This is a genomic window from Brachybacterium tyrofermentans, assembly GCF_039526165.1.
Classification (GTDB): Bacteria; Actinomycetota; Actinomycetes; order Actinomycetales; family Dermabacteraceae; genus Brachybacterium; species Brachybacterium tyrofermentans.
Genome location: NZ_BAAAIR010000043.1, coordinates 151,373 through 167,912 on the forward strand (window position 1 = coordinate 151,373; position 16,540 = coordinate 167,912).

Annotated in this window: 13 protein-coding genes; 2 read left to right on the forward strand and 11 right to left on the reverse strand. The window is 70.0% G+C overall.

All coding sequences use genetic code 11. From position 1 onward, the window contains the following. Window positions 1–84: 84 nt before the first annotated feature. The 10 genes from ABD093_RS12740 to ABD093_RS12785 all read right to left on the reverse strand — a co-directional run bounded on the left by ABD093_RS12740 (window position 85) and on the right by ABD093_RS12785 (window position 12,499). Complete coding sequence (locus tag ABD093_RS12740) at window positions 85–480, reverse strand: cation:proton antiporter (RefSeq protein ID WP_193116902.1); 396 nt, start codon at window positions 478–480, stop codon at window positions 85–87. Further along, a complete protein-coding gene (locus tag ABD093_RS12745; RefSeq protein WP_193116901.1) occupies window positions 477–737 on the reverse strand; it encodes a monovalent cation/H+ antiporter complex subunit F in 261 nt (86 codons plus the stop codon). Before ABD093_RS12745 ends, ABD093_RS12740 begins: the two co-directional genes overlap by 4 nt. Beyond that, window positions 734–1,219 carry a Na+/H+ antiporter subunit E gene (locus ABD093_RS12750; RefSeq protein WP_193116900.1) on the reverse strand — a complete coding sequence of 162 codons (486 nt, stop codon included), beginning with the start codon at window positions 1,217–1,219 and terminating at the stop codon, window positions 734–736. Before ABD093_RS12750 ends, ABD093_RS12745 begins: the two co-directional genes overlap by 4 nt. Continuing rightward, window positions 1,216–2,757, reverse strand: a complete 1,542-nt coding sequence (locus ABD093_RS12755; RefSeq protein ID WP_193116899.1) for a proton-conducting transporter transmembrane domain-containing protein — start codon at window positions 2,755–2,757, stop codon at window positions 1,216–1,218. The genes ABD093_RS12750 and ABD093_RS12755 overlap by 4 nt, the downstream gene beginning before the upstream one ends. Further along, the gene (locus tag ABD093_RS12760) at window positions 2,754–3,086 is read right to left on the reverse strand and encodes a sodium:proton antiporter (protein ID WP_193116898.1); all 333 of its coding nucleotides are present in this window, start codon (window positions 3,084–3,086) and stop codon (window positions 2,754–2,756) included. Before ABD093_RS12760 ends, ABD093_RS12755 begins: the two co-directional genes overlap by 4 nt. After that, window positions 3,083–6,163 carry a DUF4040 family protein gene (locus ABD093_RS12765; RefSeq protein ID WP_343924932.1) on the reverse strand — a complete coding sequence of 1,027 codons (3,081 nt, stop codon included), beginning with the start codon at window positions 6,161–6,163 and terminating at the stop codon, window positions 3,083–3,085. Before ABD093_RS12765 ends, ABD093_RS12760 begins: the two co-directional genes overlap by 4 nt. Before the next feature lie 277 nt (window positions 6,164–6,440). After that, window positions 6,441–8,528, reverse strand: a complete 2,088-nt coding sequence (locus ABD093_RS12770; RefSeq protein WP_343924934.1) for a PhoX family protein — start codon at window positions 8,526–8,528, stop codon at window positions 6,441–6,443. Between the two features lie 336 nt (window positions 8,529–8,864). Further along, window positions 8,865–9,278: a universal stress protein gene (locus ABD093_RS12775; RefSeq protein WP_193116895.1), complete on the reverse strand. Its 414-nt coding sequence runs from the start codon at window positions 9,276–9,278 to the stop codon at window positions 8,865–8,867. A gap of 94 nt (window positions 9,279–9,372) precedes the next feature. After that, window positions 9,373–10,827, reverse strand: coding sequence for an APC family permease (locus tag ABD093_RS12780; protein WP_343924936.1), 1,455 nt, complete (start codon window positions 10,825–10,827; stop codon window positions 9,373–9,375). Between the two features lie 103 nt (window positions 10,828–10,930). Continuing rightward, window positions 10,931–12,499 carry an LssY C-terminal domain-containing protein gene (locus ABD093_RS12785; protein WP_343924938.1) on the reverse strand — a complete coding sequence of 523 codons (1,569 nt, stop codon included), beginning with the start codon at window positions 12,497–12,499 and terminating at the stop codon, window positions 10,931–10,933. A 265-nt stretch (window positions 12,500–12,764) separates the two neighbouring features. On the opposite strand from ABD093_RS12785, the gene ABD093_RS12790 reads away from it, so the two are divergent. After that, window positions 12,765–13,604, forward strand: coding sequence for an aldo/keto reductase (locus tag ABD093_RS12790; RefSeq protein ID WP_343924940.1), 840 nt, complete (start codon window positions 12,765–12,767; stop codon window positions 13,602–13,604). 127 nt (window positions 13,605–13,731) lie between these two features. Here the strand turns inward: ABD093_RS12790 and ABD093_RS12795 are convergent, their stop codons facing one another. Continuing rightward, window positions 13,732–15,435, reverse strand: a complete 1,704-nt coding sequence (locus ABD093_RS12795; protein ID WP_343924942.1) for a DHA2 family efflux MFS transporter permease subunit — start codon at window positions 15,433–15,435, stop codon at window positions 13,732–13,734. A gap of 224 nt (window positions 15,436–15,659) precedes the next feature. On the opposite strand from ABD093_RS12795, the gene ABD093_RS12800 reads away from it, so the two are divergent. Next, entirely contained in the window at window positions 15,660–16,508 is an 849-nt protein-coding gene (locus ABD093_RS12800; protein WP_343924944.1) for an aldo/keto reductase, read from the forward strand. Window positions 16,509–16,540 lie beyond the last annotated feature (32 nt).

A 16,540-nucleotide genomic window follows, 5' to 3' on the forward strand; every position in this document is an offset into this window, starting at 1 on the left:
TCAGCACGTCACGAGTGGAGAGGAATCTGTTGTAACCGATTGGTAAGTACCGCGCGGCGGACGCCCCGCACACCGTGAGGATCCTCAGCGATCGTCGCTGTGCGGCACCTGCTCGCCCTCCCCCGGAGCCCGCGCGAGGTCCTGAGGCGCTGTCCGCGGATCCACCGGGGACCCGGAGAGATACGCAGCCCGCGCGAGCACGTTCGAGGCGACCGACGACACGATGATCAGCGCGAGCACCGTGACGACGGACTTGAGCAGCAGCGCTGGATCGAATCCGTCGACCCGGGCATGCTCCAGGAAGGCCCCCATGACGATCATCGGCAGTCCCAGGCCGGTGGCCGGCGAGAGCACGTTGATGCGGCTCAAGGAGTCGCGCGCATGGAACATCGACAGCGCGGCGGTGAGCATCCAGAACGCGCCGCCCAGCAGGAGCACGGCGATGAGGATGCTCACCGCGATATCGAGCACGGCGATCATCGGCGCCCCCTGGTGAGAATCCGTGCCAGGGCCACGGTGGCCAGGATGCCCAGCACGGAGGCGATCAGTGCGGCGTCGACCGCGGCGGCGGAGGCCTTCAGAAGGCCCACCAGGACGATCAGTCCGACACCGGAGAAGAACACGAGGTCGCCGACGACGGCCCGGCTGGCGGCGTCCGGTGCAGTGGCCACCCGGAAGAGACCCACCAGGATCGCCGCGCCGAGCAGAGCGACGGTCACCCACAGGATCACGCTCATGACTCCTCCTCCTCAGCGGTGGTGGGGCCGGGCCGATGACCGTCCCGGCCGTGCTCATGCAGGGACCGAGCGACGCGGCCGTCCACGAACCGCTCGTCGCCGAGCCCGCCCCGGCGCGTATTCAGGGCGGCGTCCGCCCCGTCTGCTCCCCGCGTCGCCCTCAGCAGCCGCTCCTCCATCTCGCCCAGATCGGCGAGGACCTGCTCCCGCGACTCGGCGAACAGGGCGTGGACGAACAGGCTCGAACGCTCCTCGCGGGTGCCGTGGGCGATCCCGACGACCAAGGTGCCCGGCGTGATCGTGATCGAGGAGGACATCGTGATGATCTCGATGTCCGTGGTGGCCCGCAGCGGATACTCGACGATCGCCGGGGAGCTCAGGGTCCGCCTGCTGTAGACGCCCTTGGCCATCTGGAGAGATCCCTTGAGGATCTCCCCGAAGATCCACAGGGCATAGGAGGCCATGTACCCGAGGCGCCTCATCGTCCGATCACCGCCTCCACATAGGCATCGACGTCCAGCAGGTCGGTCGCGGCGGTGTCGATCGTCGGCAGCACCAGGCCGATGCCCACGAACATCGCGAGCGACAGCGCCATCATCGCCGCACCCGGCATCGCCAGACGCCACGGCACCCGGACCTCGTCCGGGAGCGGGAGGGGATCGCCGCGCCCGACGCGCGGGTCGTCAGGGCGATAGGTGGTCATGTCCTCGCCCCATGCGATACCTCGCCACATGCGCTGCAGGCCGAGCAGCGACCCCACCGACGCGACGATCACCGCGAGGATCGCCGCCCACCCGAGCATCGACCCCCCGATCGTCACCTGCTCGGCGGAGGCCCGCAGCAGCCCCACCTTGCCCCATAGACCGGAGGTGGGCGGCAGGCCGACGAGGCTGAACAGCCCGAGCGCGAGGACCCCGACCACCCAGGGATCCCGGCGCGCGAGCCCTGAGATCCGGTCCAGGCGACCGGATCCGTAGGTGTGCTCGATCGCGCCGGTGGTCAGCAGCAGAGCCGACATCGTGATCACGTGGTGGACGAGATAGAGGATTCCGGCCGTGACGGAGAGCTGGGTGAACAGCACCAGGCCGAGGAGGATGTGTCCCACGCCGGAGACCATCTGGTGGCCCATCGCCGTCCGCACCCGCCGGGCGCTCGCCGTCGAGAAGGCGCCCACCAGGATCGTCACGAGCACCAGCACCGCGAGCACCGCCAAGAACGGCAGCCCGTCCGAGAAGGTCACCGCGACGATGCGGTACATCGCGTACAGCGCGACCTTGGTGTGCAGGGCGGAGAACAGCGCCATGATCCCGGCAGAGGTGCCGGGGTACGCCCGCGGCAGCCACGAATGCACGGGCACCATGCCCGCCTTCACGGCGAGGGAGAGGAGCACGACGGCCAGGGCCGCCGCGGTCGCCGGGTCCTCGCTCCCGGCGCCGGCGAGCGAGGCCAGGTTCACCGTGCCCGCGGTGCCGTAGACGAAACCGACGCCGATCAGCAGCACCGTCGAGGTGAGCAGGTTGACCAGCACGAAGAGTCGGCCGATGCCGAGGCGTCGCCAGCTGCCGGTCACGGCGATCAGCGCATAGGAAGGCATCAGCATGACCTCGACCCAGACGAACAGGTTGAAGAGGTCGCCGGTGAGGAGTGCGCCGTTGACCCCGGCGCTCAGCAGCAGCACCAAGGGCGGCAGGAAGCGATACCGCGACTCCCCGGTCAGCACCAGGAAGATGCTCGCGGCGAGCGTCGCGACCGCGGTGACCAGCAGCATCACCGCACTGAGCGTGTCGGACACGAAGGGGATGGCGAGCACGTCGGAGAATCCGCCGACGGCGTGGGAGATCACCGGTTCGGTGCGATGCCAGGCCAGCAGCCAGAGCGCGCCGAGGCCGACGGCGATCGGCACGCCGATCAGCACCGCGGTGTCGACCGCCCGGCGGCGCACGAGCAGCAGGACAGCCGCCCCGAGCAGCGGGGCCACGACGAAGATCGGCAGGAGGGAGGGGGGAACGGTGGGAATCATGAGTCAGGGTTCTCCCCGGTCGCCGGGTGCTGGGACATATCGTCGTCCCTGCCGATCACGGCGAGAGTCAGCATGAAGATGGTGACCGCCATGGTGATGACGATCGCGGTCAGCACGAAAGCCTGCGGGAGCGGGTCCGCCATGTCGGCGCGCGAGGAGACGTCGGTGAGCGGCTCGGCACGCCATCCCGGCACTCCGGTCGCCAGGAGCACGAAGTTCGCGGCGTGGCTGATCAGCGTCATCCCGAACACTGCGCGCACCATGCTCCGCTGGAGCAGCAGGTACACGCCGCCGGCGACGAGGACGGCAACAGTCAGGCTGAGGATCATCGGCGACCGCCCTCCTTCGGCTTCGTTCCGGTCGTCAGGTGCGAGGTGCCGACACCGACTCGGCGCCGACGGACGACCTCTTCTCCGCGAGTGGTGTCCAACGGCCCGGGCAGCTCGCCCTCGACCGCCTCATCGGTCCGCTCACGAGTGCTCTCGCCCGGCGTGGCGGACCCGGTGGAGGCGCCGGCCCCCAGCAGGTTCACCGCGACCATGACCAGGCCCAGCACCGCGAGGTACACGCCCAGGTCGAAGATCATCGAGGTGGACACGTGGGCACCCAGCAGGTGTCCGTGCAACGGCTCGAGGAAGCCACCCTTCAGGAACCCGAGGGCGCCGGCGCCGAGAGCCACCGCAATGCCCCCTCCGATGAGGAACAGGGGGAGCCTGAGCGGGCCGATCTGTCGATCCGTCGACGTGGACAGATACATCAGCGCGACGATCGCGGACCCGACGAGCGCGGCGATGAATCCGCCGCCCGGCTCATTGTGCCCGCGCAGGAAGAGCATGATCGAGAGGAGCGCGAGGATCGGGGCGGTCACCCGCACCATCAGCTGCAGCGCGGCGGAATTGCCCCAGGCGCTGTTGATCGCCCGATCGGCCGCGGTCCCCTCGCTGCGCAGTGCCGGCGCCCTGTCGGCGTCGGTGCCGTCCTCGCTGCCGGTCCCGCCGTCGGGATCGATGAACATGTGTCGCACGCTGGAGAGCACGGCGACGATCGCGACGCCAGCCATGCCGAGCACGGACAGCTCGCCGAGCGTGTCCAGGGCACGGAACTCCACCAGGATGACGTTGACGATGTTGTGGCCGCCGGTGATCTCCTCGGCGTGCGCGATGTAGTACTCGGCGACGTCGCTGCGCTCGCGTCGGCCCATGAACAGGTACATGCCGGCACCGGCGGCGAGCCCGACGCCCACGGCCAGGAACAGTGCTCCGCGGCGCGGGGCACGCCCGGGGGGATCGAAACGCCGCGGGAGCCTCTGCAGCACGAGCATGATGATGATGATCGTCAGCGACTCCACGAGCAGCTGGGTCAGGGCGACGTCGGGCGCTCCCAGGACGAGGATCTGCACCGTCGCGAGAATGCCCACCGCGGAGAGGGCGACCGCCGCGCCGAGGCGGTCGCGCCGCGTGCAGACCACCACGACCGCCCCGAGGATGAGCACGAAGAGCACGACGTCGAAGGGGACGGTGAGCCCTGGCGTCAGCGCGGGGAGATCCCCGACGAGGGCGACGAAGGCCGCCAGCATCACGACGCAGAATGCTGCCAGGATCGCGGCGAGATGCCGCATCGGGTCGTCACTCGCGATAGGCCTGACGAGCAGCAGGGCGAAGCGCCTGGCCAGGCGGTCCACCGCTCCCAGGATCCGCGCCCCGTCGACGGGGAACGGGTTCGCCTCCAGGGGAGGGAGCAGCCGGCGGCGTCCGAGCGCGAACAGGGTGCCGAGGACGATCACGCCGACCGTGATCGCCAGTTCCGGCGTGACGCCGTGCCAGAGCGCGAGATGCGGATGGTGCTCCCCGCCGAGCGCCGCGTCCATCGCCCGGGCGACCGGGGTGTCCAGCACGCCCACGACGAGAGCCAGAGGGAGCCCCGCGAGGATCGGCAGGGCGGCCGGCCAGAGCAGCAGCGGAGCAGGCCGGTGGGCGTTGCGCGCCTCGCGGACGGCGCCGGTCGGGTCCGTCGAGCTGGTCATGGCCTCTGCTGCGGCACGGTCTCCTGATGTCGCCTCGGCGTCGAGTCGCGCCAGCGCGGCCTCGTCCCGGCCGTCGATGAAGACGCCGAGCACGATCTTCGCGCAGTACGCGAAGGTGAGCACGCTGGCGCCCGCGATACCGAGTGCGACCACCCAGCCCATCGCCGGAGCCCCACCGAGGTCCAATGCCCCGGTCAGGAGCGCCTCCTTGGAGACGAAGCCGAGCATCGGGGGCAGCCCTGCCATGGACATGCAGCCCAGCAGCGTCACCACGAAGCTGCCGGGCAGCGCCCGTGCGAGAGCCGGCATGCGCCGCAGCTCGCGCGTATGGACAGCATGGTCGATCACTCCGACCATCATGAACAGGCCGGACTTGAACAGCGCGTGGGCGATGGTGTGCAGCACCGCAGCCAGGATCGCCGCCTCCGTGCCCACGCCGATGAGGGTGACGATCAGTCCCAGCTGGCTGACCGTCGAGTAGGCCATGAGCTTCTTGAGGTCGCGCTGCTGGAGCGCGAGGAAGCCGCCCACGAAGGCGGTGACCAGGCCGGCCGTGATGAGCAGGACGTTCCAGGCGATGACGTCATGGAAGGCCGGGCTGAATCGGAGCAGCAGGAAGATGCCTGCCTTCACGACAGCGGCCGCATGGAGGTACGCCGAGACCGGCGTCGCCGCGGCCATCGCATCGGGCAGCCACACGTGGAACGGGAACTGGGCGGACTTCGTGCAGGCGGCAACGGCGATCAGCAGCCCGACGAGCGTGGCGAACGCGGGGTCCTCGGACCAGACGTCCGCGGCGAGCACCTCGGTCACCGAGGAGGTGCCCAGGCGCAGGATCATCAGCGAGACCGCGATCAGCAGGGAGAGGCCGCCCAGGAACGTGATCAGCAAGGTGCGCATCGAGGCGGCCTGTCCTCCGCGCCCGGAGCGGGCGATGAGGAGGAAGGAGGCGATCGAGGTCAGCTCCCAGGTCACGAAGAGCAGCACGAGGTCATCGGCGAGCACCAGCGCGACCATCGACAGGGTGAACAGCGCCATCACCAGGGAGAAGCTCAGCTGCCTGCCCGGCTCCAGGTAGCGGGCCGAGTACGCGAGCACCACGGCACCGATGACCAGGGCGATCATCGCGAACACGATCCCGATTCCATCTGCGCGCAGTGCAAGATCGATATCCCACTGCGCAGCCCACGGGATCGAGAACGTGGTGACTGCCGGCCGGGTCTCTCCGGCGAGGACGGCCTGGGACGCCGGGACGAGAGCTGCGGCCGCGAGCAGATACAGGCCGGCGAGGATCCAGCAGGCGGAGCGGCCGAGAGCACGGTCGAGGACCGGAGTGATCGCCACCGTCGCGACCAGTATCAGCACCGTCCACAGCACCGACATCGTCAGCGCCCCGACGTGGAAGGGGCGGTGGCGTCATGGCGGGGCATATACGGATTCTAGCGACGATCCGCGAGCGGCCAAACCCCGTCTGCTGCGCAGGTGTCCCTGCGACCTCGCGCGCACGCGCGACAAGAAATAAGACTCCCTCCGACCCCGCGCCCTCCGCGCTGTGCGGAAGGTCACGGGGGCGGAGGGAGTCGGTCGGTGCTCGCGGTGATGCCTGCAGGCACCGGGCTCCCGCGTCATCGCCTGAGGCATCAGGCGTACGCGGCCGGTGTCAGCCCTTGCTGTTGCCCCGGCCGCGCTCGAGCAGCACCTGGACCACGGAGGGCTTGGGTCCCACCTCGTCGTAGTCGGGGAAGTAGGAGAGCTGGGCTCCCCATGCGCCGTCCTCGCCCGGGTGCTGCACGGAGACGAAGGCGCTGCGGTCCTCGTCGCGGATGATCGGGCCGCAGGTCTCGCCGTCACGAGGCACGGAGAGGAACTGCTCGACCCGGCCGTGGGAGTCGCCATCCAGCGTGACCCGGAACAGGCCGTCGTTGTAGCCGATGCCCGAGGGAGCGCCGTCGGTGGAGATCCAGAGGTTGCCCACCGCGTCGAACGCCAGGTTGTCGGGGCAGGAGATCGGCGAGACCTGCTCCACCGGGAAGCCGGAGAAGTCGGTGGTGTCGCCCTGCGCCGGGTCGCCGCACACCATCAGCAGGTTCCACGCGAAGGTGGTCGAGGTCTGGTCGCCCTGCTCGTCGATCTCCACGATGTGGCCGTCACGGTTCTCGGCGCGCGGGTTCGCCTCGTCGGCCGAAGCCTTCCCCGCCGTGCCGCGGCCGGAGTTGTTGGTGCAGGCGACGTACACGCGACGGGTGGCCAGCGACGGCTCGACGTCCTCGCAGCGGTCCATCTTGGTGGGGCCCACGGCGTCGGCCGCGAGGCGGGTGTGCACCAGGACCTCCTCGGCGCTGAAGCCGGGGACCGTCGACTCGCCGTCCACCAACAGCGGCAGCCACTCGCCGGTGCCGTCGAAGGAGCCGTCGGCCGGGACCGCGCCCGAACCGTCGATCTCCGCGGCCGGCGAATTGCCGGAGAACTTCGCGACATACAGGTCGCCGCTGGTCAGCAGCGTCATGTTGTGCGCCTTGTCGCCCTCGACATAGGTGCCGTGGGAGACGAACTTGTAGAGGTAGTCGAAGACCTCGTCGTCGCCGGTGTAGGCCACGACGTGACCGTCCTCGGCGAGGATGACGTTCGCGCCCTCGTGCTTGAAGCGGCCCAGCGCGGTGTGCTTGCGCGGGGTGGAGGTCGGGTCGAAGGGGTCCACCTCGACGATGTAGCCGAAGCGGTTCGGCTCGTTCTCGTAGCCCTCGTTGCGTGAGTCGAAGCGGTCGTGCTTCGACTCCCAGTTCCGGGCGGTGGCCTTGTCGGCGAGACCGTAGCGCTTCTCCGCGTCGGAGGTGCCCGGCGTGCGGAAGTAGCCGTGGAAGTTCTCCTCGCCCGAGAGCAGCGTGCCCCACGGGGTGAGCCCGCCGGAGCAGTTGCCGAAGGTGCCCAGCACCGTGGTGCCCTCGGGGTCCTCGACGGTTGTGACCAGGTCGCTGCCGGCGGCGGGGCCGGTGAGCTCGAACTCGGTGTCCAGCAGGATGCGGCGGTTCAGCTCGGCGCCCTGCACGTAGGAGTACGGGAAGTTTGTGTTCTTCCGCTCCAGCTCGACCACGGTGAGGCCGTGGGCGGCCATGCCGATCTCGATCAGCTCGCCCTCGTCGGTCTCCGGCGGGAGCATGATGTTCTCGTTCGTGTACTCGTGGTTCACGAACATCACGGCGCGCTTGCCGTTGCTGCCCGGGATCTCCTGGATCTCCGTGTAGTCGTTGTTATAGCCGAACTGGCGCTTCTGCGCCTCGGCGCTCTGGGCGTTCCAGTCGAAGTCGGGGGCGTCATCGAACAGCGGGTCGCCCCAGCGGATGACCGGGTGCCAGGCGTAGCCCTCGGGCACGGTGAACTCGTCGACCTCGAAGTCGACCGGGGCGATGGCCTCGAAGAGCAGCTTGGTGCCGTTCGGGGCCGGGACCCGCGAGCCGCCCTTGCCGTTGCCCTTGCCGTTCCCGATGCCCTGACCCTTGCCGTTCCCGTTGCCGGGATCGGCGAGGGCGCCCTGGGTGCCGCCCAGCGCGATCGCGAGCGCGCCACCGGTGCCCCCGAGGACCGCACGACGGGTCAGCGCCGAGGAGGCGATGTCGCGGAACGTCGGGTTGTCCGAGTGGTTGCACGGCCCTGCTGCGCACTGGTTCGCGCACTTGAGGGCGCAGGTCACGGCCGAGCGCTTGCCGCGTGCCGCATCCTTCATGAGCAGGGGGATGTCGATCAGGGCCATGGGGTGATCCTTCGCAGTCGATCCGTCGCTCGGCCGGGGCACGAGCAGGGGCACGACGACAGTGCCCCTGCGAGGTGATCACGAGCCCACCCGAGGGCGACACCCCGGTGAACTCTGGGGTGCGAACACGTGACGGACCGGGTCGGTGCACGCGGGTCCGTCACCGCGCAGAGGTCCTCCACGACGGCCGACGGCCCCTGGGACTGTTCCGCAGAACAGGTCCAGGGGCCGTCGTGAGGGCTCAGCACCCGGGGGGCCCGGTGGGTCCGGTGGGGCCGGGGGCCCGAATGCCGGCGGCCCGGGGGTCCGGTGGCCCGTGGGCCGGGGCCTCGAGGGTCAGAATCTCGTCGGCGGCACGAAGGTGTCCGGCTTGACCAGCACCACCGGGACCGGAGATTCGATCGCGATCCGCTGCGAGGTGGACCCCAGCAGGATCTTGCCGATCGGGGTGCGGCGACGGATGCCGAGCACCACCAGGTCGACGGGGTCGGACTCGACGGCATCGAGGATGTCGTCGGCCGGGTCGTCGCGCGTGGGCACGGTGCGCAGCTCGTGCTCGAGGCCGGTCTCCGCCAGACGCTCGGGCAGCGAGCGCTGGTCCGTCACGCCGCGGGCCTTGCGCGGATCCGGCGGGCGCTCGGAGGCGAGCACGAGGAGCTTCGCATCGCGGCGCCTCGCCTCCTCGATCGCGTACGTCAGAGCGGCCTCGCTGGTGGCGCTGGGGACGTAGGCCAGCAGGATGGTGGTCATGGCATCTCCCGGGAGTGTGGCGTCGTGGGACGGGTCGGTGTCTGGCGTGCCGTGCGTGTCTGGCGTGTCTGGCGTCGCAGCCGAGGCCGCGAGGTCACGGCTTGCCGAGGTCGTCGGGATGACGGAACCGTGTGCGTCGGGCCTTGACCGCGCTGTTGTAGAACCAGGTGATCGCGTAGAGCACGAGGCCCACGGCGAGCAGGCCGCCGGCGATGACGTAGTTCTGCGCAGGTTGGGCGAGCGGGGTGATCAGGGCGAACGAGGTGATCGCTCCGATCACGGGCAGCACCGTCGGAGTGCGGAAGTGGTCCGCATCGACCTTGTCCTTGCGCAGCACGAGCACCGAGATGTTGACCATCCCGAACACGGCCAGCAGCAGCAGGGCGGTGGTGCCGCCGAGCGCCTGGATGGTCTCCTCGGCGAGCACGAACTTCACCGTGAGCACGAGCACGAAGGCCAGTCCGGTGGAGAACACGATCCCGGCCCACGGGGTGCGGGCCGTGGCCAGGACGCCCTTGAGGAAGCCCGGCAGCACGCCCTGCTTGGACATGCCGTAGAGCAGACGCGAGGCCATCATCATGTTGATCAGCACCGTGTTGGCGACGGCGAAGATCGAGATGAACGCGAAGATCGTGTCGATCGGGATGCCGGGGGCACCGACCTTCACGACCTCGAGCAGCGGGGTGGTCGACTCGGTGAGCCGGCCGATCGGCACCACGGCGACCGCGAGGATCGAGATCAGCACGTAGACCACGCCGGTGATCGACAGGCCCGCGATGAGCGCCTTCGGGAAGTTCTTGACCGGGTCCACGGTCTCCTCGGCCATGTTGACCGAATCCTCGAAGCCGACCATCGAGAAGAACGCCAGGGCGGTCGCCCCGATGATCGCCATGAACATGCCCTTCTCGTCCTGCGTCTCGAAGAGGATCACGCGCGAGAAGTCGGCCTCGCCGCGGGCGACGGTGAAGAAGCCGACGAGGATCACCAGCATCAGGCCGGTGAGCTCGATGCAGGTGAGCACGACGTTCGCCTTGACGGACTCGGCGACGCCGCGCAGGTTGACCAGGGCGACGAGCACCAGGAAGACCAGGGCGATCCCGGTCGCGACCCCGCCGGCGGAGGCGCCGAGGGACTCCTCGAGACCGAAGGCCTTCAGCACGTTCTCCGCGAGGAAGATCGCGCTGGTCGAGGCCGAGGTGATGCCGGAGGACAGCACCGCGAAGGTCACCATGAAGGTGAGGAAGTGGATGCCGAAGGCCTTGTGCACGTACAGCGCCGCACCGGCGGCCTGCGGATACTTGGTCACCATCTCCACATAGGAGAGCGCGGAGACCATGGCCACGGCGAAGGCGATGATGATCGGCACCCAGCCAGCGCCGCCGACCTCGCCGGCGACCTTGCCGGTCAGCGAGTAGACGCCGGTTCCGAGGATGTCACCGACGATGAACAGCAGCAGGAGCTTGGGCGTGATCGCCTTCTTCAGCTCCGGCTGCTCCGAGGGGGCGCTGCCCCCGGAGGCGATGGGGGCGGCCTCGCGTGGCTCGCTCATGGGAATCCTCCCGGAATGGGGACACGATCTAACCGCTCAGGGCGGCAACGGGCTCGGGCAGAGCACCGTTGCCCAGGGAACCGCGGGCGGTTGTGCGGGAACTCTACTCTGCCGGCTCCTCTGCCTGCGCCGACTCCTCCGCGTCGGCGTCCCTCACCGACAGGCGCAGCGTCTGGACCCATTGGCGCGAGGCGTCCGAGCTGATCGCCAGCACCCCGAGCGCCGAGGCTCCCGCACCCACCAGGAGCGAGTGCGCGACATCGCCGGCCATCGACGTGGCCAGCGTGAGGCGCGTGATCGCGTCGGCTGCGAACAGCGCCATCAGGACGATCCGTGACCACCTGCTGCGACGCAGCACCCCGACCAGCAGCAGCACGAGCGCCACCGCGAAGGCGGAGGCGAGATAGACCCCGTCGGCCTCCGGGAAGATCGAGGACGCCTCGGCGAACAGGTTCTGGAAGTCCACGCCCAGCAGGCGGCCCACCCACTGGGTGATGACCACGCAGGACTGCAGCAGCACCAGCGCCCCGGTGAAGACGACGGTGGGCGGAGGGAGGTGGTGGTCCGTCGCGCGGGTCACGATCTCGTGGAGGTCGTCGACCGTCCCCTGCCACTGCGCCGAGAGCTCGCCCCCGAGGTCCGCGCGGCCGGATTCGCTGCTGCGCAGACGGGCCGCGACCAGGGCCGACTGGGTGGCCGCGCGGGCTCGGGCCTTCATCACCGTGGTGCCCGTGGGTCGATGGCGCGGCAGCATCATCGCGCTGGCGCCGTCGGAGCGGGAGGCGGCGTCGGCGACATCGATGACGGGGAGATGGCCGTCGGTGCGGAAGCGATCGCCCTGGCCGTTGCGGTCGTGGTAGGCGGTCGAGAACTCGGCGATCACCTCGACCGGGATCTCGGGATCCGCGAAGCGCACCGTGTCGATGAGATAGTCGCGCTCGACGTCGATGTTCTCGTCGATGCGGTGCGTGATCTGCAGGGTGAAGAAGGAGAAGCCGACGGCACGATCGTAGGTGCCGGCCGCGAGCCAGTCGGCGCGGTAGCCGCCGGGCAGTACGAAGCCCGGGGGCATCCGCCAGAAGCGCACGTGGTGGCGCTTCGCGGTGGTGCCGCCCACCTCCTGCTGGTACGTGAAGTCGTGACGTCGACCCATCAGGTACAGGTTCGAGACCGGAGCGGCCGGGAAGGAGCGCTTCAGCAGCGTGGACCGCACCATCGACCAGGCCGAGGCCAGCGTGCGCTCCTCGGCGAGCACCCAGCCGGCGCGGCGCATCGCCACGTGCAGATCCCGCTCGGGCCCGTCGAAGGCGAGATTGATCGGATCCGACAGCACCCCCTCGGTGGTGCGGGTGCGGCCGAAGAAGTAGTCCGGCAGGTAGATCCAGGTCATCAGCTGATGCAGGCGCGGGAGCGTGATGTAGGTGAGCAGCAGCCAGAAGCCGACCAGGTACAGCAGCCGCACCGGCGTGAGCGAGAAGCCCTCGAACAGGTACAGCAGCGCCAGCCAGATCGACACCACGACACCGATGACGATGAACAGGGTGTCCAGCAGGGCATACACCTCGAACCGCTGCCTGAGCGGCGAATGGCCCCGGGAGTGGTCGTAGACGGGCGGCTCCGTGGGAAGGGGTCGCTCCAGCGGGGCGACCGTCGCGTCGCGCGCCGGAGTCACCGGCCAGGCCCAGCGTTCCGCGATCTCATGGGGCCATCGTAGAGGCGCACCCTGCGGGACCGAGCACCGGGGTGCACAGGGGCACCGGGGCACAGGGGCATAGGGGCACAGGGGCACAGGGGGATCCGCCCGACGGCCAAGCTCGACGCGCCCGGTGCGAGCCGGCGCCTCGAGGCGCGCCGCATCCGCCGTGCGCGAACGGCTGCGGTGGATCCGCGCGGTCGGGCCTACTCTGGCGCAGTCCCCTTCGAAGGAGTACCACCTGATGACCAGCATCCCCGCTATCCGTTTCCATGACGGCCACGAGATCCCCCAGCTCGGCTACGGCGTGTGGCAGGTCGAGAACGACGTCGCGGCCGACGTCGTCGAGCAGGCCCTGCGCGCCGGCTACCGACACCTCGACACCGCCGCGGTCTACGGCAACGAGGAGGGCGTGGGTCGTGGCATCCGCGCCTCCGGCGTGCCGCGCGAGGAGATCTTCGTGACCACCAAGCTGTGGAACGACTCCCACGGCCGTGACGACGCCCTCGCCGCGATCGACACCTCCCTGGAGAAGCTCGGCCTGGACCACGTGGACCTGTACCTGATCCACTGGGCCAAGCCCATCCAGGGCCAGTACGTCGAGGCCTGGAAGGCGCTCATCGAGATCCAGAAGAGCGGCAAGGCCACCTCGATCGGCGTCTCGAACTTCCCCCGGGCAGAGCTCGAGGAGATCATCGAGGCCACGGGCGTGACCCCGGTGATCCACCAGGTCGAGACCCACCCGACCTTCCAGCAGACCGAACTGCGCGAGGTCGAGGGCGCCCACGAGATCCTCCACCAGTCCTGGTCCCCGCTCGGCCAGGGCAGCGACAGCAACGACCTCGGCGACCCGGTCATCACCGACATCGCCGAGGCGCACGGCGTGACCCCCGCGCAGGTCGTCCTCGCGTGGCACCTCGCCAAGGGCTTCGTCGTGATCCCCAAGTCGGTCACGCCCGAGCGGATCATCTCGAACTTCGCCTCCGCCGATGTCACCCTCAACGAGGGCGAGATCGCGCGGATCGACGCGCTGGACCAGGCCGATGGCCGCATCGGCGGCGACCCGCAGACCTGCAACTTCTGATCTGCGCATGATGCGCAGGTGATGGATGCCTGATGCACAGCTCGGCCCGGCCCCTGAGGGGTCGGGCCGAGCTGTGTTCGGGGTCGGGTTCGCGAGCACGGATTGTCGGTGAGGGCCGACGGCGAGGTCAGTCCCGGCGTGCTGCCCGGGCCACGGCCAGCGCACCGATCAGGCCCAGCAGCAGGAATCCTGCCGACCCTGCCATCGCGATCCGAGAGCCGTCGGTGAAGACCGTGCCCAGCTGGTCGAGCGTCCCGGCGCCGGCACCCTGGGCCCGCAGCTGGGAAAGGATCGACCCGGCCGAGTCGGTCATGGCCTGCCCGTAGCGGGCGGCCTCCCCCGTCAGCGACCCGGCGCCGGCGGACAGCCCGGCCGCGAGGAACGCGCCGGAGACGGCCGTTCCCAGCGCGGTGCCGAGCTGACGGACGGTGGACTGCGTGGCCGAGCCCTGCCCGGACTGCTCCGGCGGCACGGGGGCGAGCACGGTGGAGGTCAGCTGCGCGGAGGCGAGCCCCAGGCCCAGCCCGTAGACGACGAGGGTCACGACGAGCAGCGCGATCGGGGTGGCCGGTCCGAGGAGCAGTGCGAGCACGCCGACGCCGAGCACCTCGAGCCCGAGGCCGACCAGCACGGTGCCGGGCGCCCCGATCGCCGCGGCGAGATGCCGGGCCAGGGTTCCCGAGAGGAACGCGCCGCCGGCCATCGCGGCGAGCACCAGGCCGGCCTGGAGCGTGCCCAGGGCCAGCACGTTCACCAGGTACAGGGGCAGCACGAACAGCAGGCCGAACTCGCCGATCGCCACGGTCCCGGCGGTGAGGTTGCCCCAGGCGAACGCCCGCAGACGGAACAGCGACAGGTCCAGCAGGACCTCGCGTCCGGCGGCGCCGCGGCGGCGCTCCAGGCGCAGGAAGGCGATCAGAGCCAGGAGGCCGACGAGCAGCAGCACCGGGGTCAGAGAGAGGCCGACGGGCCCGTGGATCGTGAGGCCGCCGATCTCCAGCGGTGCCTTCTGCGTCCACCAGCCCAGGGTCGTGGACTCGACGATCGCGAACACGAGGGATCCGAGCGCGAGGGCGCTGAGCAGCGCACCCATCACATCGAGGTCCCGCCGCCCGCCCTGGGGGCGCGGCGCCTCCCGGGTCTCCCCCACCCAGGCGATGGTGCCGGCGATGACCAGCAGACCGATCGGCACATTGACCAGGAAGATCCACGGCCAGGAGAACGAGCTGGTCAGCCAGCCGCCGAGCAGCGGGCCCAGGGCTGCGGCGCCGGCCATCACGGCGCCCCACACCCCGAACGCCGCAGCACGCTCGGAGCCGCGGAAGGTGGCATTCACGGTCGAGAGCGTCGAGGGCAGGATCAGCGCTCCGCCGACGCCCTGCAGCAGTCGGGCGGCGATCAGCGCGGCCGCTCCCCCAGCCATCGCCGCGAGCACGGAGGCGATCACGAACAGGGCCACTCCGGCGAGGAACAGCCGGCGCCGGCCCAGGCGATCGCCCATGCGCCCGGTGATCAGCAGCAGCGCGGAGAGGACCACGGCGTAGCTGGTGGAGACCCACTGCGCGTCGGTGAGGTCCAGGCCGAGGTCACCGATGATCGTGGGCAGCGAGACGGCGACGATCGACCCGTCGATGACGATCAGGGCGAGGCCGGCCGCCAGGACGCCCAGTGCCTTCCAGCGGCGCGGGTCGGTCGAGGGATCGGCGGGGGCGCCGGCGGGCCGGCGGCCAGCGGGCTCGGGGTCAGCTGGCGTGGCGTCAGCGGTCGATGCGTGGGGCGCGGTGGCGGCCGATGCGGTCGCCCCGGAACGGTGGGGGCGTGAGTTCGTCATGTCCCTAGATTATGACTCTGTGTCAGATCCGTCGATACATCGAACAGTTGATCCTCGCGCCATCCGCCGACGGCGCCCTATACCTCCATCGGCCCCGCCCGCTGAACCCTGCCGCAACGGTCGCGCCCGACGGGCCGCTCGCATCCGGCTCGCCGGCCGGCCCAGGGGTCCTCGGTCGGCCGTGCCCCGTAGCCTGGAGCGGAACCCCCGAGAAGAGGAATCCCATGCCTGCAGCACATCCCGTCGTCCCGTCCCTCGAGCTGGCCGGCGGCCGCTCGATCCCCCAGCTCGGCTACGGCGTCTTCAAGGTCGAGGACGACGTCGCGGCCGACGTCACCCTCCAGGCGCTCGAGGCCGGATACCGCCACCTCGACACCGCGAAGGTCTACGGGAACGAGGAGGGCGTGGGCCGCGCGATCCGCGAGGCCGGCGTGCCGCGCGAGGAGCTGTTCGTGACCACGAAGCTCTGGAACGACGCCCAGGGCTTCGACGACGCGATCGCCGCCTGCGAGGCCTCGCTCGAGCGCCTCGGCCTGGACTACGTGGACCTCTACCTCGTGCACTGGGCCGTGCCCTCGCAGGGGCAGTACGTCGAGGCGTGGAAGGCTCTGATCGAGCTGCAGAAGCGCGGGCTGGTGCGCACGATCGGCGTCTCGAACTACCCCGCACCGCAGCTCACGGAGATCATCGAGGCCACCGGTGTCGTGCCCGCGATCCACCAGATCGAGCTGCACCCCTACTTCCAGCAGCGCGAGCTGCGCGAGATCCATGCGCAGCACGGGATCCTCACCGAGTCGTGGGGACCGCTGGGCCAGGGCAAGTCGGATCTGCTGGAGAACGCCGTGATCACCGGCATCGCCACGGCGCACGCGGCGACCCCGGCCCAGGTGGTGCTGGCCTGGCACCTCGCGCACGGCATCGTGACGATCCCGAAGTCGGTCACTCCCTCACGCATCGTGGAGAACCTCGCCGCCGCCGAGCTCGAGCTCACGGCCGACGACGTCGCAGCGATCGACGAGCTGGACCGTTCTGACGGCCGCGGCGGCGCGGACCCGGCGACGAAGACTGCCTGACCTACCTGAAAGGGGAACGCCGTGCCACAGCA

Coding starts and splice junctions, on each gene's coding strand:
- ABD093_RS12740 (WP_193116902.1), bottom strand. CDS start 480: ATGATCGCCGTGCTCGATATCGCGGTGAGCATCCTCATCGCCGTGCTC.
- ABD093_RS12745 (WP_193116901.1), bottom strand. CDS start 737: ATGAGCGTGATCCTGTGGGTGACCGTCGCTCTGCTCGGCGCGGCGATC.
- ABD093_RS12750 (WP_193116900.1), bottom strand. CDS start 1,219: ATGAGGCGCCTCGGGTACATGGCCTCCTATGCCCTGTGGATCTTCGGG.
- ABD093_RS12755 (WP_193116899.1), bottom strand. CDS start 2,757: ATGATTCCCACCGTTCCCCCCTCCCTCCTGCCGATCTTCGTCGTGGCC.
- ABD093_RS12760 (WP_193116898.1), bottom strand. CDS start 3,086: ATGATCCTCAGCCTGACTGTTGCCGTCCTCGTCGCCGGCGGCGTGTAC.
- ABD093_RS12765 (WP_343924932.1), bottom strand. CDS start 6,163: ATGTCGGTGCTGTGGACGGTGCTGATACTGGTCGCGACGGTGGCGATC.
- ABD093_RS12770 (WP_343924934.1), bottom strand. CDS start 8,528: ATGGCCCTGATCGACATCCCCCTGCTCATGAAGGATGCGGCACGCGGC.
- ABD093_RS12775 (WP_193116895.1), bottom strand. CDS start 9,278: ATGACCACCATCCTGCTGGCCTACGTCCCCAGCGCCACCAGCGAGGCC.
- ABD093_RS12780 (WP_343924936.1), bottom strand. CDS start 10,827: ATGAGCGAGCCACGCGAGGCCGCCCCCATCGCCTCCGGGGGCAGCGCC.
- ABD093_RS12790 (WP_343924940.1), top strand. CDS start 12,765: ATGACCAGCATCCCCGCTATCCGTTTCCATGACGGCCACGAGATCCCC.
- ABD093_RS12795 (WP_343924942.1), bottom strand. CDS start 15,435: ATGACGAACTCACGCCCCCACCGTTCCGGGGCGACCGCATCGGCCGCC.
- ABD093_RS12800 (WP_343924944.1), top strand. CDS start 15,660: ATGCCTGCAGCACATCCCGTCGTCCCGTCCCTCGAGCTGGCCGGCGGC.